The organism is Pseudomonas sp. C9D1, assembly GCF_056491235.1.
In genome coordinates this window covers 81,790-106,250 of the sequence record NZ_JBSZIE010000001.1, presented here as the reverse complement: position 1 = coordinate 106,250, position 24,461 = coordinate 81,790, and the positions used below count along the sequence as shown (strand labels likewise).

The window sequence follows — 24,461 nt, the reverse complement described above, 5'->3', positions numbered from 1 at the left end:
GCCCGAGGTCACAAGGAGGACACGCCATGACCGCCATCCATTCCCGCATCCCCCTCGCCCTGTCGCTGGCCCTCGCCATGGGCCTGGCCGAGGCGGACGGCTTCATCGACGACAGCCACGCCACCCTGTCGCTGCGCAACTTCTACTTCAACCAGGACAACCGCGACGGCCACGCCGGCCAGACCGAGGAATGGGGCCAGGGCCTGCGCCTGGACTACCAGTCCGGCTACACCGAGGGCACGGTGGGCGTCGGCCTCGACGCCATCGGCCTGCTCGGCCTCCGCCTGGACGGCGGCGGCCGCGCCGGCAAGGCCGACCAGGCCCGCACCCCCAGCGCCCTGTTCCCCCTGGAGCACGACGGCCGCGCCCGCGACGAATACAGCAGCCTTGGGCTCACCGCCAAGCTGCGGGTCGGCGCCAGCGAGGCGCGGGTCGGCACCCTGATCCCGCGCCTGCCGGTGATCAAGGCCAACGACGGGCGCCTGCTGCCGCAGACCTTCGAAGGCGCCCAGCTGACGGTGCGCGAGTTCGACGACCTCACCCTGCTGGCCGGTCGCCTGCGCCAGGCCAAGGGACGCGCCCAGAGCCACCGCGACGACCTCTCCATCAACGGCGCCAACAGCCCGCGCAAGCCCGGCAACGCCGTCAGCGCGGCGCCGGCCCGCTACAGCGACGCCTTCGACTTCCTCGGCCTGGATTACCAGGTCAGCGAGCAGTTGCAGGTGCAGTACTACCTGGGCCAATTGGAGGACTTCTATCGCCAGCACTTCGTCGGCCTCAACCACGAGCAGGCGCTGCCCCTGGGCACGCTGAAGACCGACCTGCGCCACTTCGACACCCGCGCCACGGGCCGCAACGCCAGCCACAGTGGCCGCGCCGAGGGCTACACCGCCGCCGGCTACTACGGCCCCGGCAACGGCGAGAGCGGCGCCCATCGCGGCAAGGTGGACAACCGCGCCTGGAGCGCCCTGTTCAGCTGGAGCCTCGGCGCCCACAGCCTCGGCGCCGGCTACCAGCGCCTGACCGGCGACAGCCACTTCATCCAGCCCAACCAGGGCAACGGCAGCGACGTCTACCTCATCACCGACCGCCAGCTGAACAGCTTCGCCCGCGCCGGCGAACGCACCTGGCTGGCCCAGTACGGGGTGGACTTCGGCACCTGGGGGCTGCCGGGGCTGACCAGCAACGTCGCCTACCTCAAGGGCAGCGGCATCCGCTCCGAACGCGGGCATTTGCAAGAGTGGGAACGGGACTTCACCCTGGCCTACGTGGTGCAGGCCGGGCCGGCCAAGGGCCTGGGCATCACCTGGCGCAACGCCAGCCTGCGCAGCCAGGCCAGCACCGACGTCGACCAGAACCGGGTCTTCCTCAGCTACAGCCTGGCGTTGTTCTAGGGCGCATGCGCAACAGGGCCCTGGTGCGCACGCGCCGGGGCCGTTCGCTGCGGTCCTACCCGAGCTTCAGCCACGCCCTACCCGCCCCGCTGTTAACGTCGTCCAGGCCCTGCCCGACCTTGGTCAACCAGCCTGGAGGCACACATGAAGGCGATCGATATCCACAGCGCACTCGACGGCATCCGCAACGGCCGGATCATGGCCCTGGAGCCGCAGCTCCAGCCGCTCACCCAGTTGACGCCCTTCCACCCCGGCGCGGGCGCCATCCACCTGGGCCGCCTCAGCGGCGAGATGCCCTGGGAGCGCCACCCCGACGGCGACAAGCTGCTGCAGGTGCTGGAGGGCGAGCTGGACATCACCCTGCTCGCCGCCATCGGCTTATTGCAGGAGACGATCCGCGCCGGTTCCATCCTGGTCGTGCCCCGGGGCCTCTGGCACCGCCTGCAGGGGCGCGACGCCGCCGTGCTGGCGGTGGTGCCGCGGCACACCGAGAGCAGCACCCACTACCCCGCCCCGGCCAACCAGTCGGCCTGACCCCGGGCTGCCGGCCCGCCCCTCAGACGGGCTGGGCCAGCGCCAGGGCCGGCTCGTCGCGGCGCGCCTTGAGCAGCCCAAGGCGAATCAGCAGCCAGGGCATCAGTGCGGCGACGAAGCCGCCCATCACCAAACCACGGAACGCCTGCCAGGCCTGGCCATCGAGGGAGAAGGCAAAGCCGATGTGCTTGAGCCCCCACTGCAGGCCAATGAACGACAGCGCGCCGATGGTCGCCGCCAGCACCCGCCGCCAGGTCGCCACCTCCATGGAGAAGTCCAGGTGGCGATAACCGTACAGCACCGCGATCATCAGCCCCGCCAGCAGCGGCACGTAGCTCGGCGGCTGGCCATGCCAGGTGAAGTAGGCCAGGGCGGTGGCCGCGATGATCAGCATCAGCAGCACCAGCGCCGGAATCTCGCGCCAACCCTGCCAGCGCTGCGCCAGGGCGAAGCAGCCCAGGGTCGCGGCCCCCAGCAGCGAGCCGCCGATCAGGTCCTCGATATCGTGGGCCCCCAGGTACAGGCGGCTGAAGAGGATGCCCGTCACCAGGGTGCAGGCCAGCAGCCAGAACCACAGGCGGCGCACCTCCAGGGCCAGCCAGAACCAGATCACCACCGAGATCTGCGCGTGCCCGCTGGGCAGGCCGAAGCTCTCGCCCACCTCGTGGTCCATGCGCAGGGCGATGTCCGGGCGCGGGTCCTGCCAGTAATCCTTGAGCCAGGCATTGAGCAGCGCGGTGATGGCCACCAGCACCAGCAGGCGGAAGAACACCGTGCGGTGCCAGGCCCAGTAGCCCAGGGGCAGGAAGAAGAGGATGAACTTCTCGTACCCCAGCAGGGTGAAGAAGCGCATCAGCGGCGTCAGCGCGTCGCTGCGCAAGGGCAGCACCCAGTCCAGGCTGTGCAGCAATTCGTTCATGGTCGTCCTTGAGGGCAGGGGAAGGTCGCCACAGATACTGCAGCCCGCGCCTGGCGGCAAGGTCCGATCAGGACAAAAGCCCTCACGACACGCGCAAGCTCCATCAGCCACCCTGAGAGAGGGGTATTCGTCAGGGCGAACATCGGTCCTGCAACGGGCGCGACTGTCTAGGATGAAGGCCATCCCGCGACACAACGACAAGACCAGCGCGAGGCCCCGATGAACCAAGACCAGTACCTGGCCACCCTGCGCCAGCTCCAGCACGACGCCTGGCCCACCGGCACCCCGCGCGAGCCGCAGTACCCCCTCGGCGAACGGCCGCTGACCGAGTACCTGCGCGAATGGGCGCGACGCCAGCCAGGCAAGACCGCCCTGCACTTCTACGGCCACACCCTCGACTATGCGGAACTGGACCGCCTCAGCGACCGCTGCGCCGCGCTGCTGGTGGAACTCGGCGTGCGCCCGGGGGACCGCGTCGCGGTGTTCATGCCCAACTGCCCGCAGTTGCACATCGCCTTCTGGGGCATCCTCAAGTGCGGCGCCGTGCATGCCCCGGTCAGCCCGCTGTCCAAGGGCCTGGAGCTGAGCTATCAGCTCAACGACAGCGGTGCCGAGGTGCTGCTGTGCTTCGACCAGTTGCTGCCGGTGGTGCGCCAGGTGCGTGGCGAAACCGCCCTGCGCCAGGTGATCGCCACCAGCCTCAGCGAGCTGCGCCCGGCCACGCCGACGATTCCGGCGCCGGACCTGCTGTTCGCCCCTAAGGTCACGGGCGACGACGTCATCGACTTCTACCCCGCCCTCGCCGCCTGCACCGCGCCCACGCCTGCTCACCGCCCGCAGCTGGATGACATCGCCGCGCTGAACTACACCGGCGGCACCACCGGCCTGCCCAAGGGCTGCATCCACAGCCATGGCGACATGCTCTACACCTGCGCCAGCTTCGTGCCCACGGCGCTGGGCATGGACGAGCACAGCATCACCCTCAACTTCCTCCCCGAGTTCTGGATCGCCGGGGAGAACGCCGGCCTGCTGTTCCCGGTGTTCGCCGGCTGCACCCTGGTGCTGCTGGCGCGCTGGGACGCCCCGGCCTTCATGGCCGCCGTGCAGCACTACCGCGTCAGCCACTGCGGCCTGCTGGTGGACAGCGCCGCCGAGGTGCTGGACCACCCCCGCGTGGGCGAATTCGACTTCGCCTCCCTGCGCCAGGTCGGTGCCATCTCCTTCGTCAAGAAGCTCACCCTCGACTACCGCCGCCGCTGGCGCGAGCTCACCGGCTGCACCCTGTTCGAATTCAGCTTCGGCATGACCGAAACCCACACCTGCGACACCTTCACCGCCGGCCTGCAGGACGACGACTTCGACCTGCGCGCCCAGCCCACCTTCGTCGGCCTGCCGGTGCCGGGCACCGAGTTCAAGGTCTGCGATTTCGACACCGGCGAGCTGCTGCCCCTGGGCAGCGAAGGCGAGCTGTGCCTGCGCTCGCCCTCCCTGCTCAAGGGCTACTGGCAGCGTCCCGAGGCCAGCGCCGAAGCCTTGCGCGATGGCTGGCTGCACACCGGCGATCTCGGCGTGATCAGCGAGCAGGGCTTCATCCGCTACCTCGGCCGGCGCAAGGAAATGCTCAAGGTCAACGGCATGAGCGTGTTCCCCAGCGAGCTGGAAGCCCTGCTCGGCCAGCACCCGGCCATCCTCGCCAGCGCCGTGCTCGGCCGCCCGCACCCGGAGCGCGGCCAGCAACCCGTCGCCTTCGTCGTGCTCAAGCCGGGCAGCGACGAAACCGGCGCCAGCCTGCTGGAGTGGTGCAAGGCCTCCATGGCCATCTACAAGGTGCCGGACATCCGTCTGGTCGACTCCATGCCGATGACCGCCACCGGCAAGGTCAAGAAGAACGAACTGGAAGCATTGCTGTGAACCGAGCCATCACCCGCCTGCTGATCGCCAACCGTGGCGAGATCGCCATCCGCATCGCCCGTGCCGCCGCCGAGCTGGGCATCCCCAGCGTCGTGGTGTTCGCCGAGGACGACGCCGCCTCCCTGCACCTGCGCAAGGCCGACCAGGCCGTGGCGCTCAAGGGCCGTGGCGCGACCGCCTACCTCGACATGCAGCAGCTGCTCGACGCTGCCCTGGCCAACGGCTGCGACGCCGTGCACCCGGGCTACGGTTTCCTCAGCGAGAACGCCGCCTTCGCCCGCCTCTGCGAAGGGGCCGGCGTGCGCTTCATCGGCCCGGCAGCCGACGCCCTCGACACCTTCGGCGACAAGGCCCGTGCCCGTGAACTGGCACAGCGCTGCGGCGTACCCCTGGCCGCCGGCAGCAACCGCGCCACCAGCCTGGAAGAGGCCCGCGCCTTCCTCGACAGCGGCCCCATCATGCTCAAGGCCCTGGCCGGCGGCGGTGGCCGCGGCATGCGCCCGGTGCGCGAGGCGGCCGAGCTGGAAGAGGCCTACGCGCGCTGCCAATCGGAAGCACGCGGCGCCTTCGGCAGCGACGCCCTCTACGTCGAGCGGCTGATCGAACAGGCCCGGCATATCGAAGTGCAGGTGGTCGGCGACGGTGAAGCGGTCAGCCACCTTTGGGAGCGCGACTGCAGCCTGCAGCGGCGCAACCAGAAGGTCATCGAAATCGCCCCCGCACCGGGGCTCGACCCGGCGCTGCGCCAGCGCATCCTCGACGCCGCCCTGACCCTGGCCGGCGCGGTTTCCTACCGTGGCATCGGCACCTTCGAATTCCTCGTCGACGACGCGCGCGGCGACTTCGTGTTCATGGAGGCCAACCCGCGCATCCAGGTGGAACACTGCATCACCGAGGCCGTTACCGGCGTCGACCTGGTGCAGGCGCAGCTGCGCATCGCCGCCGGCGCCCGCCTCGTCGAGCTGGGCCTGGCACAGCCCGCCGCGCCACGGGGGTTTGCCGTGCAGCTGCGGGTCAACCTGGAAACCATGCAGGCCGACGGCAGTGCGCGCCCGGCCGGCGGCGTCATCAGCGCCTACGAGCCGCCCAGCGGTGCCGGCATCCGCGTCGACGGCTACGGGTACGCCGGCTACGCCACCAGCCCCAGCTACGACTCGCTGCTGGCCAAGGTAATCGTCCAGGGCGAGGACTTCCCCAGCGCCCTGCGCCGCGCCTACCGCGCCCTCTGCGAATTCCGCCTGGAGGGCGTGGCGAGCAACATCCATTTCCTGCAGAACCTGCTGCGCCGCCCGGAGCTGGCGGACAACCGCGTCAGCACCCGCTTCATCGAGCAGCACATCGCCGCGCTGCTGGCCCCGCAACAGGCCGCCCACCCGCACCTGTTCGTCAGTGGCACCAGCGGCCAGGCCGCGCACAACGCCGTGGCCGACGTACCGGCCGGCTGCATCGCCCTGAACGCCCCCAGCCAGGGCGTGCTGGTGAGCCTGGACGTGGCCGAGGGCGACGCCATCGCCGTCGGCCAGGCCGTGGCGGTGCTGGAAGCGATGAAGATGGAGTTCGTGGTCAAGGCCAGCCACAGCGGCATCGTCCGCGCCCTGCCGGTGGCCCCCGGCGACGCCCTGTTCGAAGGCACCGCGCTGCTCTACCTGGAACCGGCAGAAGTGAGCGGCGATGCCGTGGCCAGCGAAGAAAGCATCGACCTGGCGCACATCCGCGCCGACCTCGCCGAGGTGCTCGAACGCCACGCCATCACCCGCGACGAACGCCGCCCCGACGCCGTGGCGCGCCGCCGCAAGACCGGCCAGCGCACCACCCGCGAGAACCTCGACGACCTGCTCGACGCCGGCAGCTTCATCGAATACGGCGCCCTGGCCCTGGCCGCCCAGCGCCGCCGCCGTTCGCTGGAAGAGCTGATCCAGCAAAGCCCGGCCGACGGCCTGGTGGCCGGGCTCGGCACGGTCAACGCCGCGCAGTTCGGCAACGAGGCCGCGCGCTGCATGGCCATCTCCTACGACTACACCGTGTTCGCCGGCACCCAGGGCGTGATGAACCACAAGAAGACCGACCGCATGCTCGGCCTCGCCGAACAGTGGCGCGTGCCGCTGGTGCTGTTCGCCGAAGGCGGTGGCGGCCGGCCGGGGGACACCGACTTCGTCGGCGTGGCCGGGCTGGATTGCCACACCTTCGTCGCCATGGCGCGGCTCTCCGGCCTGGTGCCGGTGGTGGGCGTCGTCTCCGGCCGCTGCTTCGCCGGCAACGCCGCGCTGCTGGGTTGCTGCGACGTGATCATCGCCACCCGCAACGCCAGCATCGGCATGGCCGGCCCGGCGATGATCGAAGGCGGCGGCCTGGGCAGCTTCAAGGCCGAAGAGGTCGGCCCCACCTCGGTGCAGGGCCCTAACGGCGTGATCGACGTGCTGGTGGAAGACGAAGCCGAAGCGGTGGACGTCGCCAAGCGTTACCTCGCCTACTTCCAGGGCACGGTCAGCGCTTGGCAATGCGCCGACCAGCGCGAGCTGCGCCATGCGATCCCCGAGAACCGCCTGCGCGTCTACGACATCCGCGCGGTGATCGGCCAACTGGCCGACGAAGGCTCGGTGCTGGAGCTGCGCCGCCAGTTCGCCCCGGGGATGATCACCGCCTTCATCCGCATCGAAGGCAAACCCTTCGGCCTCCTGGCCAACAACCCCATGCACCTGGGCGGCGCCATCGACGCCCAGGCCGGCGACAAGGCCGCGCGCTTCATGCAGCTGTGCGATGCCTTCGACATCCCCATGGTCTCGCTCTGCGACACCCCCGGCTTCATGGTCGGCCCGGAGTCGGAGAAGCACGCCACGGTGCGCCACGTCTCGCGCATGTTCGTCGCCGCCGCCAGCCTCTCGGTGCCCTTCTTCACCGTGGTGCTGCGCAAGGGCTACGGCCTGGGCGCCCAGGCCATGGCCGCCGGCAGCTTCCACTCCTCGATGTTCACCATCGCCTGGCCCAGCGGCGAGTTCGGCGCCATGGGCCTGGAAGGTGCCGTGCGCCTGGGCTTCGCCAAGGAGCTCGCGGCGGTGGAAAACCTCGAAGAGCGGCAGAAGCTGTTCGACAAGATGGTCGCCAAGGCCTACCAGAACGGCAAGGCGATCAACATGGCCAGCTTCCTCGAGATCGACGCCGTCATCGACCCGGAAGAAACCCGCGCCTGGCTCCTGCGCGGCCTCAACACCGCGCCGAAACCCACCCCACGGGAAGGCCGCAAGCGCCCGTTCGTGGATACCTGGTGAGCGGTTGTTTCACCGTTCCGTAGCCCCGGTAGGATGGGTTTCGCGGAGCTCGCGGAACGTAGCCCGCCCATCCTCCAAGGCGCCAATGCACCTTCGTAGGATGGCGTAGAGCGAAGCGAAACCCATCAATTCCGAGCACAGACCTGGCTCCGATGCCGGTCCGGCAGCATGGGTTTCGCGGTGCTCTAACCATCCTACGGGGCTGTCCAAGCATCACGCGGAAATTTCCCAAACCCACCGCAACCCCTTGTTCGCTCCCAACCATCGCCCTAAGTTCGCCCGGTCGCGGTCAATATCGCGACCGGGTTTGGCGACCTGTGACCACAAGTACTCGCCGTGCAATGCGCGCGGCGGACATTTGCCAATGGTTATGGGTAAAGAAATGCATGACGCCTACATCCCCACCACCTTCCTCCGCCACGACCGCCCCCTGCGCGGTGTGATGATCGACAACCAGCCCTGGTTCTCCACCTACGACTTCGCTCGCCTGCTGGGCCTGCACCATCCACAGGCCCTGCATCGCCGCCTCAAGCCCCACGAAACCCGCCGCATCCGCCTGCACCGCCGCAGCGGTAGCGAAGAGACGATCGACGTGATGAACGAAGCCGGCCTCTACAAGGCGCTCATCCGCTTCGGCCACCCCGAATGCCAGCAGCTGGATGAATGGCTCACCCGCGAGGTGATCCCCACCCTGCGCGACCAGCAAGACGCCCACGCCCACGCCCCCCGCCGCGTATGGATCGGCTGGCAGAGCGAACGGCTGCTGTTGCTGGAATGGCAGGGCGAGTTGTGGATGCAGTGGGAGAAGGTGCCGCGTTACCTGGGGCTCTAGCGAGTACCAGGCTATTCCTCGGCAGCGTTGAGGCACCTTCGTAGGATGGCGTAGAGCGAAGCGAAACCCATCAATTCCGGGCACAGACCTGGCTCCGGTGCCGGACCGGCAGCATGGGTTTCGCGGGGCTCTACCCATCCTACAAAGACACCGAGGCGCCTAGGCACCTCCGTAGGATGGCGTAGAGCGAAGCGAAACCCATCAATTCCGGGCACAGACCTGGCTCCGGTGCCGGACCGGCAGCATGGGTTTCGCGGAGCTCTACCCATCCTACAAAGACACCGGGGCACCTAGGTACCTCCGTAGGATGGCGTAGAGCGGAGCGAAACCCATCAATTCCGAGCACAGACCTGGCTCCGGTGCCGGACCGGCAGCATGGGTTTCGCGGGGCTCTACCCATCCTACAAAGACACCGGGGCACCGAGACACCGAGGCACCTCCGTAGGATGGCGTAGAGCGAAGCGAAACCCATCAGCCACAAGGTTTCAGGACGAATCGGTCACGCCCACCAGCCCCTGAGAGAACAAGGCGTTCTTAGGATGGGCACGTCCATCCTCAGGCAAGGACGCCCGCCAATGACCAACTACCGCCGCGACCACACACCAGGCGCTACCTGGTTCTTCACCCTCAACCTGGCCGACCGCAGCAGCAGCCTGCTCACCGATCACATCGATCTGCTGCGGGCCAGCTTTCGCGCCGGCATGAAGCGCCACCCATGGCGCATCGACGCCATCGTCATCCTCCCGGATCACCTGCATGCGCTGTGCACACTGCCACCCGGTGATGCCAACTACGCCCTGCGCTGGCGTCTGATCAAGAGCGGCTTCTCCCGGGCACTGCCCTATGGCGAGCCGCGCTCCGACAGCCGCAAGCACAAGGGCGAACGCGGTATCTGGCAACGGCGGTTCTGGGAGCATCGCATCCGTGACGACAAAGACTTCGCCCGCCATGTGGATTACATCCACCACAACCCACGCAAGCACGGGCACGTCGAGCGGGTGGCCGATTGGCCTTGGTCGTCGTTTCATCAGTACGTGAAGGCGGGCATCCTGCCGGCAAACTGGGCGGGCGCTGAAGACGAAATGGAAGGCAGCGTGGGGGAGCGGTGAAACGACAGGCATCGACCATCAATACATCTTCGTAGGATGGCGTAGAGCGAAGCGAAACCCATCAACTCCAGACACAGAACTAGCTTCGGTGCCGGGCCGGCAGCATGGGTTTCGCGGAGCTCTACCCATCCTACAAAGACACCGAGACACCGAAGCACCTCCGAAGGATGGCGTAGAGCGAAGCGAAACCCATCAATTCCGGGCACAGACCTGGCTCAGGCGCCGGACCGGCAGCATGGGTTTCGCGGTGCTCTACCCATCCTACGGCGGCGCTAATTCATCTTCGTAGGATGGGTAGAGCTTGGCGAAACCCATCACCCAATGAGCAGGCACATGCCGCATTGGAAGGGAAACAAAAAAGGCCAGTCTCTCGACTGGCCTTTCTCTTACCTCGCCCGATCACTCAGGAGTTGTTGCTCGGGAACGCGAACTGCGCGGCCTCGTGGCTGGCGCGTTGCGGCCAGCGCTGGGTGATGGCCTTGCGGCGGGTGTAGAAGCGCACGCCGTCCGGGCCGTAGGCGTGCAGGTCACCGAACAGGGAGCGCTTCCAGCCGCCGAAGCTGTGGTAGCTGACCGGTACCGGCAGCGGCACGTTGACGCCGACCATGCCCACTTCGATTTCGTCGCAGAACAGGCGGGCGGCTTCGCCGTCGCGGGTGAAGATGCAGGTGCCGTTGCCGTATTCGTGGTCGTTGATCAGCTGCATGGCTTCTTCCAGGCTGCCGACGCGGACGATGCACAGCACCGGGCCGAAGATTTCTTCCTGGTAGATGCGCATGTCGGCGGTCACGCGGTCGAACAGGGTGCCACCGACGAAGTAGCCGTCTTCATGGCCGGCGACGCGGTAGCCGCGGCCGTCCACCACCAGTTCGGCACCGGCGGCGACGCCGTCGTCGATGTAGCCGACCACCTTGTCGCGGGCGGCGGCGGTGACCAGCGGGCCCATGTCGAGGCCGCAGTTGGTGCCGGCGCCGATCTTCAGGCCCTTGATCTGCGGGACGATCTTCTGCACCAGCGCGTCGGCGATCTGGTCGCCCACGCACACGGCCACGGAGATGGCCATGCAGCGCTCGCCGCAGGAGCCATAGGCAGCGCCCATCAGCGCGCTGACGGCGTTGTCGAGGTCGGCGTCGGGCATCAGCACGGCGTGGTTCTTGGCGCCGCCCAGGGCCTGGACGCGTTTGCCGCGCTTGGTGCCTTCGGCATAGATGTATTCGGCGATGGGGGTGGAGCCGACGAAGCTGATGGCCTTCACTTCCGGCGCTTCGATCAGGGCGTCCACGGCTTCCTTGTCACCGTGCACCACGTTGAGCACGCCCTTGGGCAGGCCGGCCTGATGCAGCAGTTCGGCGATGAGCAGGGTGGAGCTCGGGTCGCGCTCGGAGGGCTTGAGGATGAAGCAGTTGCCGCAGGCGATGGCCAGCGGGTACATCCACAGCGGCACCATGGCGGGGAAGTTGAACGGGGTGATGCCGGCGACCACGCCCAGCGGCTGGAAGTCGCTCCAGGCGTCGATGTTCGGGCCGACGTTGCGGGTGTATTCGCCCTTGAGGATTTCCGGGGCGGCGCTGGCGTACTCGACGTTCTCGATGCCGCGCTTCAGCTCACCGGCGGCGTCTTCGAGGGTCTTGCCGTGTTCTTCGCTGATCAGGCGGGAGATTTCCGCTTCGTTCTGCTCCAGCAGCTGCTTGAAGCGGAACATCACCTGGGCGCGTTTGGCCGGCGGGGTGTTGCGCCAGGCCGGGAAAGCGGCCTTGGCCGAGTCGATGGCCTGTTGCACGGTGGCGCGGCTGGCCAGGGCGACCTTGCGGGTGGATTCGCCGGTGGCCGGGTTGAACACGTCGGCCGTGCGGCCTTCGCCGGTAACGAGCTCACCGTGGATCAGGTGCTGGATGGTGCTCATGGTCATCTCTCTTGTAGGGCTTTGTCGGGGTGGTCCTGGGGCGCGGGCAGCGGCTGCGCACCCGCCCTCTCCTCACGGGGAGAGGGTGGACGTCATTTGATTTCGGTTTCGATGAAGACGATTTCGTGGTCGCTGGCGTTGATCACATTGTGCTCGACGCCGGCCTTGCGGAAGTAGCTCTGCCCGGCCACCAGGGGCGCGCGTTTCTCGCCCTCCGGGGTTTCCAGCAGCAGGGTGCCGCCGGTCATGGGCACTACCACGTAATCGTGGCCGTGCAGGTGCCGACCGGTCTCGGCACCGGGGGCGAAGCGCCACTCGGTGACGATGACGTCGGCGTTGTCCACCTGCACGGTGGGCACGGCCTGGGGGCGTGCACTCATCAGTTGATGCCTTGCAGGGCCTGGCCGACGGCGTCGAACACGCGGTCGAGTTCTTCCGGCTTGGCGTTGAAGGTCGGCCCGAACTGCAGGGTGTCGCCACCGAAGCGAACGTAGAAGCCAGCCTTCCACAGGGCCATGCCGGCCTCGAACGGGCGGACGATGGCGTCGCCGTCACGGGGGGCCAGTTGCAGGGCACCGGCGAGGCCGCAGTTGCGGATGTCGACCACGTGCTTGGCACCCTTCAGGCCGTGGATGGCCTTCTCGAAGTGCGGGGCCAGGTCGGCGGCCTGCTGGATGAGGTTTTCCTTCTCCAGCAGCTCCAGGGCGGCGAGGCCGGCGGCGCAGGCGACCGGGTGGGCGGAGTAGGTGTAGCCGTGGGTGAACTCGACGGCGTATTCGGGCGTCGCCTGGTTCATGAAGGTCTGGTAGATCTCGCGGCTGGCGATCACCGCACCCATGGGGATGGCGCCGTTGGTGATCTGCTTGGCCACGTTCATGATGTCCGGGGTCACGCCGAAGAACTCGGCGCCGGTGTTCTTGCCCATGCGGCCGAAGGCGGTGATGACTTCGTCGAAGATCAGCAGGATGTTGTTGGCGTCGCAGATTTCGCGCAGGCGCTGCAGGTAGCCCACCGGCGGCACCAGGGCGCCAGCGGAGCCGGCCATGGGCTCGACGATCACGGCGGCGATGTTCGACGCGTCATGCAGTTCGATCAGCTTCAGCAGTTCGTTGGCCAGCTCCACGCCGCCGGTCTCGGCCATGCCCTTGGTGAAGGCCAGGCCCGGTTGCAGGGTGTGCGGGAGGTGGTCGACGTCCATCAGCTGGCCGTACATCTTGCGGTTGCCGTTGATGCCGCCAAGGCTGGTGCCGGCGATGTTCACACCGTGGTAGCCACGGGCGCGGCCGATCAGCTTGGTCTTGGTGGCCTGGCCTTTCAGGCGCCAGTAGGCGCGGGCCATCTTCACCGCGGTGTCGGCGCACTCGGAGCCCGAGCCGGTGAAGAACACGTGGTTCAGCTCGCCCGGGGTCATGTCGGCGATCTTCTCGGCCAGCTTGAACGACAGCGGGTGGCCGTACTGGAAGCCCGGGGAGTAGTCGAGGGTGCCGAGCTGCTTGGCCACGGCTTCCTGGATTTCCTTGCGCGAGTGACCGGCGCCGCAGGTCCACAGGCCCGACAGGCTGTCGTAGATGCGACGGCCCTGGTCGTCGATCAGCCAGCTGCCTTCGGCGGCCACGATCAGACGCGGGTCACGCTGGAAGTTGCGGTTGGCGGAGAACGGCATCCAGTGGGCGTCCAGCTTCAGTTGGCTGGCCAGGGAGGGGGTGGCGGTCTGCGGCATGTTCATTCTTGTCTGCCTCGCGATGGGGCGTGGGTTGTTGGGGAGAACCCGGTGGTTCTTGCAGTCGACATTGCCACGGGCATAAAGTCATGAAAATTCAACTTTTCATATCTTCAGATCACGGACCACTAAACTGATGAGCACCCGTCGCCCGGAAGCCCTGGCCCAGGTCAGCGACTTCGATATCCGCCTGCTGCGCATCTTCCGCAGCGTAGTCGAGTGCGGTGGCTTCTCCGCCGCCGAGAGCGTGCTGGGCATCGGCCGCTCGGCCATCAGCCAGCAGATGAGCGACCTGGAGCAGCGCCTCGGCCTGCGCCTGTGCCAACGCGGCCGCGCCGGCTTCGCCCTGACCGAGGAAGGCCGCGAGGTGTACCACTCCTCGCTGCAGTTGCTCAGCGCCCTGGAGAGCTTCCGCACCGAGGTCAACGGCCTGCACCTGCACCTGCGCGGCGAGCTGAACATCGGCCTCACCGACAACCTGGTGACCCTGCCGCACATGCGCATCACCCACGCCTTGGCGCGTCTCAAGGAGCGCGGGCCGGACGTGGTGATCAACATCCGCATGACCCCGCCCAGCGAGGTGGAACAGGGCGTGCTCGACGGCCGCGTGCACGTGGGCGTGGTGCCGCAGACGGTGGCGCTGTCGGGCCTGGAGTACCAGCCGCTGTATGACGAGCGCTCGCTGCTCTACTGCGCCGTGGGCCATCCGCTGTTCTACGCCGACGATGCCCAGCTCAGCGATGCGCGCCTCAACGAGCAGGAGGCCATTGCCCCCACCTTCCGCCTGCCGGCCGATATCCAGGCCCACTACCAGGCGCTGCATTGCACCGCGAGCGCCTCGGACCGCGAGGGCATGGCCTTCCTTATTCTCACCGGGCGCTACATCGGCTATTTGCCGGACCACTACGCCACCTTCTGGGTGCAGCAGGGCCGCCTGCGTGCGCTCAAGCCGAGCAAGCGCTTCTACGACCTCAGCCTCGCCACCGTGACCCGCAAGGGCCGCCGCCCGCACCTGGTGCTGGAGAGCTTCCTGGAGGCATTGGCAGCGACGGGCTGAGGTGTGTTCGCGGGGGGATAGCGGGCTGGCGGAGCGCTTGAGCTCCCCTTCCACTCCGCCTGGTGGACCGGTGAAGCGTGGTCCACCCTACGAAGCCGCGCTCTCGACTGGATCGTAGGATGGGTCTCACCGCCCCCCGAATGCAGCCGCAGCCCCGCTCGGCCGGTGGAGCGGGGTCCGCCCTAAGATTCCGCATGGCCGGGCAAGACCCTGAACCTGTGCACGCCACGCCCAGCAATGAAGCGGGCGACACCGATTTGGTGCAGGAGAACCCCTTCGGTCATACCTAGCGCAGCCCATACGCCTATCCCGTAGCGCCCGCCAACCCTGGGCCTTGCAGGGTGGAAAGCGGAAAAACCTGCGCACCTGGTCAATTTTTTGCAATAGCCCGGCATCTGCCCCGGCGAGCCGCTCCGGTTCGCCGTCCCAACCTGCCGAGGCCAGCATGCACGCTGAAGAAGAACGCAACTCCGAACTCATCTACGGCCTGGACGACAAGCCGAAACCGCTGCTGGCGTTCTGTGCCGCGCTGCAGCACGTGCTGGCCAGCTTCGTCGGCATCATCACCCCGCCGTTGGTGATCGGCGGCGCGCTGGGGCTGGGGGCGCACCTGCCCTACCTGATCAGCATGGCGCTGATGGTCTCCGGCGTCGGCACCTTCCTCCAGGCGCGGCGCCCATTCGGCATCGGCGCGGGGATGATCTGCCTGCAAGGCACCAGCTTCGCCTTCCTCGGTGCGGTGCTGTCGGCGGGGTTCCTGGTGAAGAGCCGTGGCGGCAGCCCGGAGGACATCCTGGCGATGATCTTCGGCGTGTGCTTCTTCGGCGCCTTCGTGCAGATCGTGCTCAGCCGCTTCATCGGTCACCTGCGCCGGGTCATCACCCCGCTGGTGACCGGCATCGTCATCACCCTGATCGGCGTCAGCCTGATCAAGGTCGGCATCACCGATATCGGCGGCGGCTTCAGGGCCCCGGACTTCGGCGCGCCGGGCAACCTGGCCCTGGGCGGCCTGGTGCTGGCGACCATCATCCTGCTGAACCGCTCGAGCAACCCCTGGGTGCGCCTGTCGTCCATCCTCATCGGCCTGGCCGTGGGCAGCGTGGCCGCCTTCTTCAGCGGCAAGCTGGTGCCCCAGGCGCTGCCCGACCTGCCCCTGGTGAGCGTGCCGCTGCCCTTCAGGTTCGGCTTCAGCTTCGACTGGACGGCCTTCATCCCGGTGGCGCTGATCTACCTCATCAGCACCATCGAGACCGTGGGCGACCTGACCGCCAACTGCATGATCTCGCGCAAGCCGTTCAAGGGCCCGGAATACGAGGCGCGGCTCAAGGGCGGCGTGCTCGGCGATGGCGTCAGCTGCATGCTGGCGGCCACCTTCAGCGCCTTCCCCAACACCACCTTCGCCCAGAACAACGGGGTGATTCAGCTCACCGGCGTCGCCAGCCGCCATGTCGGCCTGTACATCGGCGCCGTGCTGTTCGTGCTCGGCCTGTTCCCGCTGATCGGCGCGGTGCTGCAGCAGATTCCCAAGCCGGTATTGGGCGGCGCCACCCTGGTGATGTTCGGCAGCGTGGCGGCGGCGGGCATCCGCATCCTCGCCCAGGCGCCGCTGGACCGCCGCAGCCTGCTGGTGATCGCCGGTTCCTTCGGCGTCGGCCTGGGCATCGCTGCGCAGCCGACCCTGCTGCACCAGATGCCGCAGCTGGTGCAGAACCTGTTCGACTCGGCCATCACCTGCGGCGGCATCACCGCCATCGTCCTGAGCCTGGTGCTACCGGAAGAGAAACGCGCCAACCGGACGGATGGTGCCGCCGAACGCGCCTGAACCACGCCGCGCCAGGCCCGGGGCGGTGCCTGGCGCGGTGCGCGGCACGAAAAAACCGACCCATCATGGTGCAGGCCCGACAAAACCTGTGGATAACCTGACCGCCGCAACAGTTTTGGCTTGTCGACCGCCCCGCGCTTGGGTTATCAGTGCATTCGCCCGCTTCCTGACCCCTCTGGATGACCTATGACTGTCCTGGTCCCCGCCCATAGCCCCAGCTCCACCGGCAAGCCTGCCGGCCGCATCCGCCAGAAGAACGAAGAGACCATCCTCGCCGCTGCCGAGGAGGAGTTCGCCAAGCACGGTTTCAAAGGCACCAGCATGAACACCATCGCCGTGCGTGCCGGGCTGCCCAAGGCCAACCTGCACTACTACTTCAGCAACAAGCTGGGGCTGTACGTGGCGGTGCTGAGCAACATCCTCGAACTGTGGGACAGCACCTTCAACACCCTGACCGTGGACGACGACCCCGCCGAGGCGCTGGCCCGCTACATCCGCGCCAAGCTGGAGTTCTCGCGGCGCTTCCCCCTGGCCTCGAAGATCTTCGCCATGGAAGTGATCAGCGGCGGCGCCTGCCTGGAGAAGTATTTCGATCAGGACTACCGCGACTGGTTCAAGGGCCGCGCGGGGGTGTTCGAAGCCTGGATCGCCGCCGGCAAGCTGGACCCGATCGACCCGACGCACCTGATCTTCCTGCTCTGGGGCAGCACCCAGCACTACGCCGACTTCGGCTCGCAGATCTGCCGCGTCAGCGGCCGCAAGCGCCTGACCAAGGACGACTTCGAAGTCGCCGCACAGAGCCTCACCCACATCATCCTCAAGGGCTGCGGCCTGACCCCGCCGACACCCGCCAGCTGATGCCCTTCACCCTTGCCGCGCCCTGCGAATACCGCGAGGAAATCCGCAAGAGCCGCTTCATCGCCCTCGCCGCGCCGGTCACCAGCGCGGCCGAGGCGCAGGCCTTCATCGCCGGCGCCAGCGACCCCGCCGCCTCGCACAACTGCTGGGCCTGGAAGGTGGGTACGCAGTACCGCTTCAGCGACGACGGCGAACCCGGCGGCACCGCCGGGCGCCCCATGCTCGCGGCCATCGAGGGCCAGGACATGGACCAGGTCGCGGTAGTGGTGATCCGCTGGTACGGCGGCATCCAGCTCGGCACCGGCGGCCTCGCCCGCGCCTACGGAGGCAGCGCCGCCAAGTGCCTGCAAGGCGGCGAGCGCCTGCCATTGCTGCGCCTGTCGCGCTTCCGCTGCCACCTGGCCTTCGCCGAACTGGCGCTGTTCAAGGCACGCCTGGCCGACCTCCAGGCGCAGCTCGAAGGCGAGGACTACGACGCCGAAGGCGCCTGGCTGCAACTGGCCCTGCCGGAGGCCCAGCGGGAACCGCTGCAACGCCTGCTCGGCGACATCAGCCGTGGGCGCAGCCAGCTCGCCGCCATCAAGGACGACACGCCATGACCGGCAAGCTGCGCATCCACTCGCCGGCCATCCACTATTTCGACATGGTGCGCCGCTGCAACTCCATCCGCGAGGCGGCGCGCCGGCTCAACGTCGCCTCCTCGGCGGTGAACCGGCAGATCCTCAAGCTGGAAGACGAGATCGGCGCGCCGCTGTTCGACCGCCTGCCCGCCGGCCTGCGCCTGACCCCGGCCGGTGAGATCCTCACCCGCCACATCACCGTGGTGCTGCAGGACGTCGAGCGGGTGCGCTCGGAGCTGGATGCCATGCAGGGCCTGCGCACCGGCCACGTGGAGATCGCCACCGTCGAAGGGGTGACCATCGACCTGCTGCCCCGGGTGCTCAAGGCCATGCATGAGCGCTACCCACGGGTCACCATCGGCGTCACCGCCATGGGCTCCCAGGCCATCCCCGAGGCGGTGCTGAGTGGCGCCGCCGACCTCGGCCTGGCCTTCTTCCTGCCCCGCAGCGCCGAGTTGCAACAGCTCAGCGTCGGCCACTTCCGCCTAGGTGCCATCGTGCCGCGCGGGCATGCGCTGGCCTCGCTGCACGAGGTGAGCTTCGCCACCTGCGCCGAGCACGGGCTGATCCTGGCCAAGCAGGAACTGTCCATCCACCACCTGCTCGGCCCGCTGCAGAAACGCCTCAATCTGCCCGGCAAGCCGGCGCTGGAAAGCAGCTCGGTGGAGCTGGCCCGGCAACTGGTGAAACGCGGCATGGGCGTGGCCTTCCAGACCCGCATCGGCATCGAGGCCGACCTCGAGGCCGGCGACCTGGTGCACCTGCCGCTGACCGACAACGGCGGCATCTTCAACGACCTCGGGCTCTACGTGCGCGGCGGCCGCTACCTGCCCGTGGCGGTGGATGCGCTGGCACGCCAGCTGACCGAGGAAATCACCCTGCGTGAGCGCGAAGAGCGGCCACCACCCCGCAGTGCCCCCGGCAACCGGCCGTAGGCCGCATTCCCGTCTATCTTTTTCATGACTGTCCCTGTCGAGGCTCTCGATGGGGCGCCCTGCTGCAGCCCGCGCGCTAGAGCCATCGGCTTTTGCGGTTTGTACACAATCCCGTTAAAGCCCTGAAAATACTGACTTTTGAGTCAGTCGCGTGATGCCGAATCGGCATCGGGATGCTCTACATTCTGTTCTTTGGTGATCAATCCGGATGTGCTGATACTGCGCCCCTCGATGCCCGAGCCCACGCATCGAGACCCCAGGAACAGGAGCCCATAACAATGAAAAAAGCACTGCAGGGAGCCACGGTCGCTCTCGCCCTCTTCTCGGCCGGCGAAGCGGCCGCACTGGAATGGATGAACAACAGCGTCGGCTTCCGCTACGGCCAGCAGTTCACCAACCCGAACAACCCGAACAAGTTCGCCAAGCGCATCTACAGCTTCACCCACGCCAGTGGCTACCAATACGGCAGCAACTTCTTCAACCTCGACGTCTTCCTCTCCGACAACCGCGACCCGCGCAAGGGCACCGACCACGGTGGCAGCGAGGTCTACGCGGTGTACCGCCACCAGTTGTTCGCCTCGCGGGTGTTCGACCAGAAACAGGGCGACGGCCTGATCAAGGACTACGCCTTCACCGCCGGCTTCGACGTCAACCGCAACAACAACCGCGCCTCCTCCAACAAGCGCGCCATCGTGTTCGGCCCGACCCTCAAGTTCAACACAGTCGGCGTGCTCGACCTGAGCCTGCTCTACTACCGCGAGCGCAACCAGACCGGCATCCCCGGCGCGCGCCACGAGGAGATGACCTTCGACGGCACCTACAACCTCAACCTCACCTGGCTGCGCCCCTTCCAGGTCGGCGACCACGCCGCCAAGTTCCAGGGCTACATCAACCACGTGGGCGAGAAGGGCGAGGACTACAACAACAAGGACACCGCCGCCGAGACGCTGATGCGCACCTCGCTGATGGTCGCCGCGCGCCCGGGCAAGAACATCAAGCCCAACCTCTGGTTCGGCGTTGGCTACGAGTACTGGCACAACAAGTTCGGCGTCGACGGCGGCCGTGGCAGCCGCACCTCCACCCCGACCCTGAACATGGAATTCAGCTTCTGACCCGCCGCCCGGCGCCACCCGGTGCCGGGCCCTCCCCCGCGACACGATTGCCCCCTGCTCCCGGACTGAAGCCCGGGCTACCGGCTTCCCTGAGGCACGGGACTTCGTAGGGTGTACCCCGCTTCACCGGTCCACCGTGCGGTGTCTCAGCCATCCACACCGCCACGTCCCTTATCCCCACAACGTTGGGCCGCGCTGCGCTTGGCGCCAACCTACGGGAGCGTCCGGAATGCGCCTTGGAACCACCCACATAAAGCGTGGACAAGCCTGTGGATAACCTTTTGAGCAATCGCCCGGAGCGCCGCCGGCCGCCGCTTCGCCGGGGCTGCTCGTTTCGTGACCAGTGCGCGCGGGGCCCGTATCTACCGCGTAAGCACCTGAAGAGGCTGGCTTTATTTTCACCTGCCAGAAACCCGGGCGCCGGGATACCGGCGCGGTGCACCGCCATTGTCCACACGGGCCGTGGACATTCCTGTGGATAACCTTGGGAACAACTTCTCCGCGCCAGTGCCCACGGGCGCTGCGGGGAGGTGGTCGAAATTCGTCCAATAGCCGCTGCGCCATCGGGAGCCACGGCGCCCCGAAAGCGTGCAGGAAAATGCCCCGGCAATGCCCATCGACGGCTGCGTTTTCCCCGCTTCGCCCAGCCACGCGAGCGCGTGCGGGCCTTCCTGACCCGGTGGCCAGCTTTTTGCTTTGTCTGGCCAGCTCTCTTTCCGGGAAAGACCACGATGAACAGCCCCACTCCCCCACCGCGCCTGGAGATGCTCGGCATCACCAAGCGCTACCCCGGCTGCCTGGCCAACGACCGCGTCGATCTGCGCATCGAGCCCGGCGAGATCCACGCCCTGCTGGGCGAGAACGGCGCCGGCAAGAGCACGCTGATGAAGATCATCTACGGCGTGGTACAGCCGGATGCCGGCGAGATCCGCTGGCAGGGCGAGGCGCTGCGCGTGCGCGACCCGGCCCAGGCCCGCGCCCTGGGCATCGGCATGGTGTTCCAGCACTTCTCCCTGTTCGAAACCCTGACCGTGGCCGAGAACATCGCCCTGGCCCTGGGCCGCGAGGCCGGCACACCCAAACAACTGGAGCCGCGCATCCGCGAGGTGTCCCAGCGCTATGGCATGGCCCTGGAGCCCGGGCGCCTGGTGCACGCGCTGTCCATCGGCGAGCGCCAGCGGGTGGAGATCGTCCGCTGCCTGATGCAGGACATCCGCCTGCTGATCCTCGATGAGCCCACCTCGGTGCTCACCCCGCAGGAGGCCGACGAGCTGTTCGTCACCCTGCGCCGCCTGGCCGCCGAGGGCTGCAGCATCCTGTTCATCAGCCACAAGCTGGGCGAAGTGCGCGCCCTCTGCCAGAGCGCCACGGTGCTGCGGGGCGGCCGCGTGTCCGGCCACTGCGTGCCGGCCGAATGCAGCGACCTGGAACTGGCACGGCTGATGGTGGGTGATGCCGAAGGCCTGGCCGCCAGCTACCCCAAGGCCAGCGGCGGCGCGCCCTTCCTCAGTTTGCAGGGGCTCGACTGGCATAACCCGGACCCGTTCGGCATGTCGCTGAAGCACCTCGGCCTCGATGTGCGCAGCGGCGAGATCGTCGGCATCGCCGGGGTCGCAGGCAATGGCCAGGACGAGCTGCTCGCCCTGCTCTCCGGCGAGCGCCGCCTGCCCGCCGCCCAGGCCGGTGCCATCCGCTTCGCCGGCCAGCCGGTGGGCCAGTTGCCGCCGGACGCCCGCCGCGCCCGCGGCCTGGCCTTCGTCCCTGCCGAGCGCCTGGGCCACGGCGCGGTGCCGGACATGAGCCTGGCCGACAACGCCCTGCTCACCGGCTTCCAGCGCGGGCTGCTGAGCCGGGGCATGATCCGCCGCGGCCAGGTGCTGGCCTTCGCCAACGAGATCATCCAGCGCTTCGCGGTGAAGACCCCGGACGCCCACACCGCCGCCCGCAGCCTCTCCGGCGGCAACCTGCAGAAATTCATCCTCGGCCGCGAGATCCTCCAGCAACCCAAGCTGCTGGTGGCCGCTCACCCCACCTGGGGCGTGGACGTAGGGGCCGCCGCCGCCATCCACCGCGCGCTGATCGCCCTGCGCGATGCCGGCGCGGCGATCCTGGTGATCTCCGAAGACCTCGACGAGCTGTTCCAGATCAGCGACCGCATCGGCGCCCTGTGCAGCGGCGAGCTGTCGGCGCTCAAGCCCGTGGTCGCCACCAGCCCGCAGGAGGTCGGCCGCTGGATGGCCGGCCAGTTCGATTCGACCCAAGCCGCCTGAGCGCCCGGAGCCTTTCATGTTGCTATCCCTGGAACCCCGCACGCAGCAGTCGCGCGCGATGCTCCTGCTGTCCCCGGTGCTGGCCGGCCTGCTGACCCTGGCCTGTGGCTCGGCGCTGTTCGTCGCCCTCGGCCATGACCCGCTGGAAACCCTGCACGCCCTGCTGGTGGCGCCCATCAGCGACCTCTACGGAATCTCCGAGCTGCTGGTGAAGGCGCTGCCCATCCTGCTCTGCGCCCTGGGCCTGGCGGTGGCCTACCAGGCGCGCATCTGGAACATCGGCGCCGAGGGCCAGCTGCTCATGGGCGCCCTGGCCGGCAGCGCCGTGGCGGTGCACATCATCGACTGGGAAAGCCGCTGGGCCCTGACCCTGGTGCTGGCTGCCGGCATGCTCGCCGGTGCCGCCTGGGGCGGCCTGGCGGCCTGGTTGCGCACGCGCTTCAACGCCAACGAGATCCTCACCACCATCATGCTCAACTACGTGGCGCTGAACCTGCTGCTCTATGCGGTGCACGGCCCGCTGAAGGACCCGGCCGGCTTCAACTTCCCCGAGTCGGCCATGTTCGGCGATGCCTCGCGCCTGCCGCCGGTGCTCGAGGACCTGCGCCTGCACATCGGCCTGTACTTCGCCCTGTTCGCCCTGGTGGCGGTGTGGGTGCTGCTGCACAAGAGCTTCCTCGGCTTCCAGATCAAGGTGCTGGGCCTGGACAAGCGCGCCGCCGGCTTCGTCGGCTTCCGCGAAAAGCGCCTGGTGTGGCTGGCGCTGTTGGTCAGCGGCGGCCTGGCGGGCCTGGCCGGCGTCGGCGAGGTCACCGGCCCCATCGGCCAGTTGGTGCCGCAGGTATCGCCGGGCTACGGCTACGCGGCCATCACCGTGGCCTTCCTCGGCCGCCTCAACCCCTTCGGCATCCTCGTCGCCGGGCTGTTGATGGCGCTGCTCTACCTGGGCGGCGAGAACGCGCAGATGGCCCTCAACCTGCCGCAATCCATCACCCAGCTGTTCCAGGGAATGATGCTGTTCTTCCTGCTCGCCTGCGATGTGTTGATTCTCTATCGGCCACGCTTCGCGTGGAGCTGGAAGCCGAGAGCCGGAAGCTTGAAGACGGTGCAATCGACATGAACGACGCTTTTTCATCCAGCTTCCAGCTTCCCGCTACAAAACCGAGGTTTCCCCATGGATCTAGATCTGCTGACCAACATCCTCTACGCCATGGTGCGCTGCGGCACGCCGCTGCTGCTGGTCGCCCTGGGCGAGCTGGTGTGCGAGAAGAGCGGCGTGCTCAACCTCGGCCAGGAAGGGATGATGCTGTTCGGTGCGGTGGTGGGCTTCATCGCCGCCATCAGCACCGGCAACCTGTGGATTGGCGTGCTGCTGGCGATGGCCGCCGGCATGCTGCTGTCCGCCCTGTTCGCCCTGGTGGCCCTGGGCTGCAACGCCAACCAGGTGGCCACGGGCCTGGCGCTGACCATCTTCGGCATCGGCCTGTCGTCCTTTGTCGGCGCCGCCTGGGTGGGCAAGCCGCTGTCCGGTTTCGAGCCGGTGGCCATCCCGCTGCTCAGTGGCATTCCGCTGCTGGGCAAGATGCTGTTCAGCCAGGACCTGATGGTCTACCTGTCCTTCGCACTGTTCGCGCTCATCGCCTGGGCGCTGCTCAAGAGCCGCATCGGCCTGGTGCTCCAGGCCGTGGGCGAGAACCCCGATGCGGCCAGCGCCATGGGCCTGCCGGTGCTGCGCGTGCGCACCCTGGCGGTGCTCTTCGGCGGGGCCATGGCGGGCATGGCGGGGGCCTACCTGTCCCTGGCGTACACGCCGATGTGGGCGGAGAACATGACCGCCGGGCGCGGCTGGATCGCCCTCGCCCTGGTGGTGTTCGCCAGCTGGCGGGTGTTCCGCGTGCTGCTGGGCGCCTACCTCTTCGGCCTGGCCAGCATCCTCCACCTGGTGGCCCAGGGCGTCGGCCTGGCCATCCCGGCCAACCTGCTGGCGATGCTGCCCTACGTGGCGACCATTCTGGTGCTGGTGCTGCTCTCCCGCGATGCCGTGCGCACCCGCCTGTTCGCCCCCGTGTCCCTGGGCCAGCCGTGGAAGGGTGGGCACTGACCTGACATCACTCCCGGGCTGAAGCCCGGGCTACAGGGTTGGGCCGTGCGAAGCGTAGCCCGGACTTCAGTCCGGGAAGCCCAGGCACACGCACTCAA

The 24,461-nt window shown here is 67.9% G+C and carries 19 protein-coding genes; 15 read left to right on the top strand and 4 right to left on the bottom strand.

What is annotated here, in order from left to right; all coding sequences use genetic code 11:
* The first annotated feature begins 26 nt into the window (after positions 1-26).
* Together ACXI0U_RS00475 and ACXI0U_RS00470 are read left to right on the top strand one after the other, a co-directional pair.
* Positions 27-1,394, top strand: a complete 1,368-nt coding sequence (locus ACXI0U_RS00475) for an OprD family porin (protein ID WP_479549575.1) — start codon at positions 27-29, stop codon at positions 1,392-1,394.
* Between the two features lie 144 nt (positions 1,395-1,538).
* Positions 1,539-1,928 carry a cupin domain-containing protein gene (locus ACXI0U_RS00470; RefSeq protein WP_184489581.1) on the top strand — a complete coding sequence of 130 codons (390 nt, stop codon included), beginning with the start codon at positions 1,539-1,541 and terminating at the stop codon, positions 1,926-1,928.
* A 22-nt stretch (positions 1,929-1,950) separates the two neighbouring features.
* On the opposite strand, the gene ACXI0U_RS00465 is transcribed toward ACXI0U_RS00470, so the two are convergent.
* Positions 1,951-2,847 carry a phosphatase PAP2 family protein gene (locus tag ACXI0U_RS00465; RefSeq protein WP_021216774.1) on the bottom strand — a complete coding sequence of 299 codons (897 nt, stop codon included), beginning with the start codon at positions 2,845-2,847 and terminating at the stop codon, positions 1,951-1,953.
* Positions 2,848-3,066: 219 nt separating this feature from the next.
* Here ACXI0U_RS00465 and ACXI0U_RS00460 point away from each other — a divergent pair, with 219 nt between their 5' ends.
* From ACXI0U_RS00460 to ACXI0U_RS00445, 4 genes are all read left to right on the top strand, one after another.
* Positions 3,067-4,758 carry an AMP-binding protein gene (locus ACXI0U_RS00460; protein ID WP_479549574.1) on the top strand — a complete coding sequence of 564 codons (1,692 nt, stop codon included), beginning with the start codon at positions 3,067-3,069 and terminating at the stop codon, positions 4,756-4,758.
* A complete protein-coding gene (locus ACXI0U_RS00455) occupies positions 4,755-8,024 on the top strand; it encodes a carboxyl transferase domain-containing protein (RefSeq protein ID WP_479549573.1) in 3,270 nt (1,089 codons plus the stop codon). Before ACXI0U_RS00460 ends, ACXI0U_RS00455 begins: the two co-directional genes overlap by 4 nt.
* 382 nt (positions 8,025-8,406) lie before the next feature.
* Positions 8,407-8,856 carry a BRO-N domain-containing protein gene (locus ACXI0U_RS00450; RefSeq protein WP_423728448.1) on the top strand — a complete coding sequence of 150 codons (450 nt, stop codon included), beginning with the start codon at positions 8,407-8,409 and terminating at the stop codon, positions 8,854-8,856.
* A 575-nt stretch (positions 8,857-9,431) separates the two neighbouring features.
* Entirely contained in the window at positions 9,432-9,965 is a 534-nt protein-coding gene (locus ACXI0U_RS00445) for an REP-associated tyrosine transposase (protein WP_431483356.1), read from the top strand.
* A gap of 403 nt (positions 9,966-10,368) precedes the next feature.
* Here ACXI0U_RS00445 and ACXI0U_RS00440 read toward each other — a convergent pair whose 3' ends face one another.
* The 3 genes from ACXI0U_RS00440 to aptA all read right to left on the bottom strand — a co-directional run bounded on the left by ACXI0U_RS00440 (position 10,369) and on the right by aptA (position 13,594).
* Positions 10,369-11,868 carry a CoA-acylating methylmalonate-semialdehyde dehydrogenase gene (locus ACXI0U_RS00440; RefSeq protein WP_043243761.1) on the bottom strand — a complete coding sequence of 500 codons (1,500 nt, stop codon included), beginning with the start codon at positions 11,866-11,868 and terminating at the stop codon, positions 10,369-10,371.
* 92 nt (positions 11,869-11,960) lie between these two features.
* Positions 11,961-12,248 (bottom strand): cupin domain-containing protein, encoded by a 288-nt coding sequence (locus tag ACXI0U_RS00435; RefSeq protein ID WP_021216780.1) that lies wholly within the window; start codon positions 12,246-12,248, stop codon positions 11,961-11,963.
* Entirely contained in the window at positions 12,248-13,594 is a 1,347-nt protein-coding gene (gene aptA / locus ACXI0U_RS00430; protein WP_043243759.1) for an omega-aminotransferase AptA, read from the bottom strand. Before aptA ends, ACXI0U_RS00435 begins: the two co-directional genes overlap by 1 nt.
* A 130-nt stretch (positions 13,595-13,724) precedes the next feature.
* Here aptA and ACXI0U_RS00425 point away from each other — a divergent pair, with 130 nt between their 5' ends.
* From ACXI0U_RS00425 to ACXI0U_RS00385, 9 genes are all read left to right on the top strand, one after another.
* Complete coding sequence (locus ACXI0U_RS00425; RefSeq protein ID WP_263404105.1) at positions 13,725-14,645, top strand: LysR family transcriptional regulator; 921 nt, start codon at positions 13,725-13,727, stop codon at positions 14,643-14,645.
* Between the two features lie 445 nt (positions 14,646-15,090).
* A complete protein-coding gene (locus ACXI0U_RS00420; RefSeq protein ID WP_431483355.1) occupies positions 15,091-16,467 on the top strand; it encodes a uracil-xanthine permease family protein in 1,377 nt (458 codons plus the stop codon).
* Positions 16,468-16,653: 186 nt separating this feature from the next.
* Complete coding sequence (locus tag ACXI0U_RS00415) at positions 16,654-17,325, top strand: TetR/AcrR family transcriptional regulator (RefSeq protein ID WP_021216784.1); 672 nt, start codon at positions 16,654-16,656, stop codon at positions 17,323-17,325.
* Positions 17,325-17,924: an IMPACT family protein gene (locus ACXI0U_RS00410; protein WP_431483354.1), complete on the top strand. Its 600-nt coding sequence runs from the start codon at positions 17,325-17,327 to the stop codon at positions 17,922-17,924. The genes ACXI0U_RS00415 and ACXI0U_RS00410 overlap by 1 nt, the downstream gene beginning before the upstream one ends.
* Positions 17,921-18,880, top strand: coding sequence for a LysR family transcriptional regulator (locus ACXI0U_RS00405; protein WP_271659901.1), 960 nt, complete (start codon positions 17,921-17,923; stop codon positions 18,878-18,880). The genes ACXI0U_RS00410 and ACXI0U_RS00405 overlap by 4 nt, the downstream gene beginning before the upstream one ends.
* A gap of 278 nt (positions 18,881-19,158) precedes the next feature.
* Entirely contained in the window at positions 19,159-19,992 is an 834-nt protein-coding gene (locus ACXI0U_RS00400; RefSeq protein WP_043243755.1) for a hypothetical protein, read from the top strand.
* A 731-nt stretch (positions 19,993-20,723) separates the two neighbouring features.
* Positions 20,724-22,262 (top strand): ABC transporter ATP-binding protein, encoded by a 1,539-nt coding sequence (locus ACXI0U_RS00395; protein WP_031286812.1) that lies wholly within the window; start codon positions 20,724-20,726, stop codon positions 22,260-22,262.
* Between the two features lie 16 nt (positions 22,263-22,278).
* The gene (locus ACXI0U_RS00390; RefSeq protein ID WP_431483353.1) at positions 22,279-23,382 is read left to right on the top strand and encodes an ABC transporter permease; all 1,104 of its coding nucleotides are present in this window, start codon (positions 22,279-22,281) and stop codon (positions 23,380-23,382) included.
* Positions 23,383-23,436: 54 nt separating this feature from the next.
* The gene (locus ACXI0U_RS00385; protein ID WP_043247085.1) at positions 23,437-24,363 is read left to right on the top strand and encodes an ABC transporter permease; all 927 of its coding nucleotides are present in this window, start codon (positions 23,437-23,439) and stop codon (positions 24,361-24,363) included.
* The last annotated feature ends 98 nt before the right edge of the window (positions 24,364-24,461 follow it).

What these genes read in the sequence shown, in the direction of transcription:
- ACXI0U_RS00475 (WP_479549575.1), top strand. Translation starts at nt 27, where the DNA reads ATGACCGCCATCCATTCCCGCATCCCCCTCGCCCTGTCGCTGGCCCTC.
- ACXI0U_RS00470 (WP_184489581.1), top strand. Translation starts at nt 1,539, where the DNA reads ATGAAGGCGATCGATATCCACAGCGCACTCGACGGCATCCGCAACGGC.
- ACXI0U_RS00465 (WP_021216774.1), bottom strand. Translation starts at nt 2,847, where the DNA reads ATGAACGAATTGCTGCACAGCCTGGACTGGGTGCTGCCCTTGCGCAGC.
- ACXI0U_RS00460 (WP_479549574.1), top strand. Translation starts at nt 3,067, where the DNA reads ATGAACCAAGACCAGTACCTGGCCACCCTGCGCCAGCTCCAGCACGAC.
- ACXI0U_RS00450 (WP_423728448.1), top strand. Translation starts at nt 8,407, where the DNA reads ATGCATGACGCCTACATCCCCACCACCTTCCTCCGCCACGACCGCCCC.
- ACXI0U_RS00445 (WP_431483356.1), top strand. Translation starts at nt 9,432, where the DNA reads ATGACCAACTACCGCCGCGACCACACACCAGGCGCTACCTGGTTCTTC.
- ACXI0U_RS00440 (WP_043243761.1), bottom strand. Translation starts at nt 11,868, where the DNA reads ATGAGCACCATCCAGCACCTGATCCACGGTGAGCTCGTTACCGGCGAA.
- ACXI0U_RS00435 (WP_021216780.1), bottom strand. Translation starts at nt 12,248, where the DNA reads ATGAGTGCACGCCCCCAGGCCGTGCCCACCGTGCAGGTGGACAACGCC.
- aptA (WP_043243759.1), bottom strand. Translation starts at nt 13,594, where the DNA reads ATGAACATGCCGCAGACCGCCACCCCCTCCCTGGCCAGCCAACTGAAG.
- ACXI0U_RS00425 (WP_263404105.1), top strand. Translation starts at nt 13,725, where the DNA reads ATGAGCACCCGTCGCCCGGAAGCCCTGGCCCAGGTCAGCGACTTCGAT.
- ACXI0U_RS00420 (WP_431483355.1), top strand. Translation starts at nt 15,091, where the DNA reads ATGCACGCTGAAGAAGAACGCAACTCCGAACTCATCTACGGCCTGGAC.
- ACXI0U_RS00415 (WP_021216784.1), top strand. Translation starts at nt 16,654, where the DNA reads ATGACTGTCCTGGTCCCCGCCCATAGCCCCAGCTCCACCGGCAAGCCT.
- ACXI0U_RS00410 (WP_431483354.1), top strand. Translation starts at nt 17,325, where the DNA reads ATGCCCTTCACCCTTGCCGCGCCCTGCGAATACCGCGAGGAAATCCGC.
- ACXI0U_RS00405 (WP_271659901.1), top strand. Translation starts at nt 17,921, where the DNA reads ATGACCGGCAAGCTGCGCATCCACTCGCCGGCCATCCACTATTTCGAC.
- ACXI0U_RS00400 (WP_043243755.1), top strand. Translation starts at nt 19,159, where the DNA reads ATGAAAAAAGCACTGCAGGGAGCCACGGTCGCTCTCGCCCTCTTCTCG.
- ACXI0U_RS00395 (WP_031286812.1), top strand. Translation starts at nt 20,724, where the DNA reads ATGAACAGCCCCACTCCCCCACCGCGCCTGGAGATGCTCGGCATCACC.
- ACXI0U_RS00390 (WP_431483353.1), top strand. Translation starts at nt 22,279, where the DNA reads ATGTTGCTATCCCTGGAACCCCGCACGCAGCAGTCGCGCGCGATGCTC.
- ACXI0U_RS00385 (WP_043247085.1), top strand. Translation starts at nt 23,437, where the DNA reads ATGGATCTAGATCTGCTGACCAACATCCTCTACGCCATGGTGCGCTGC.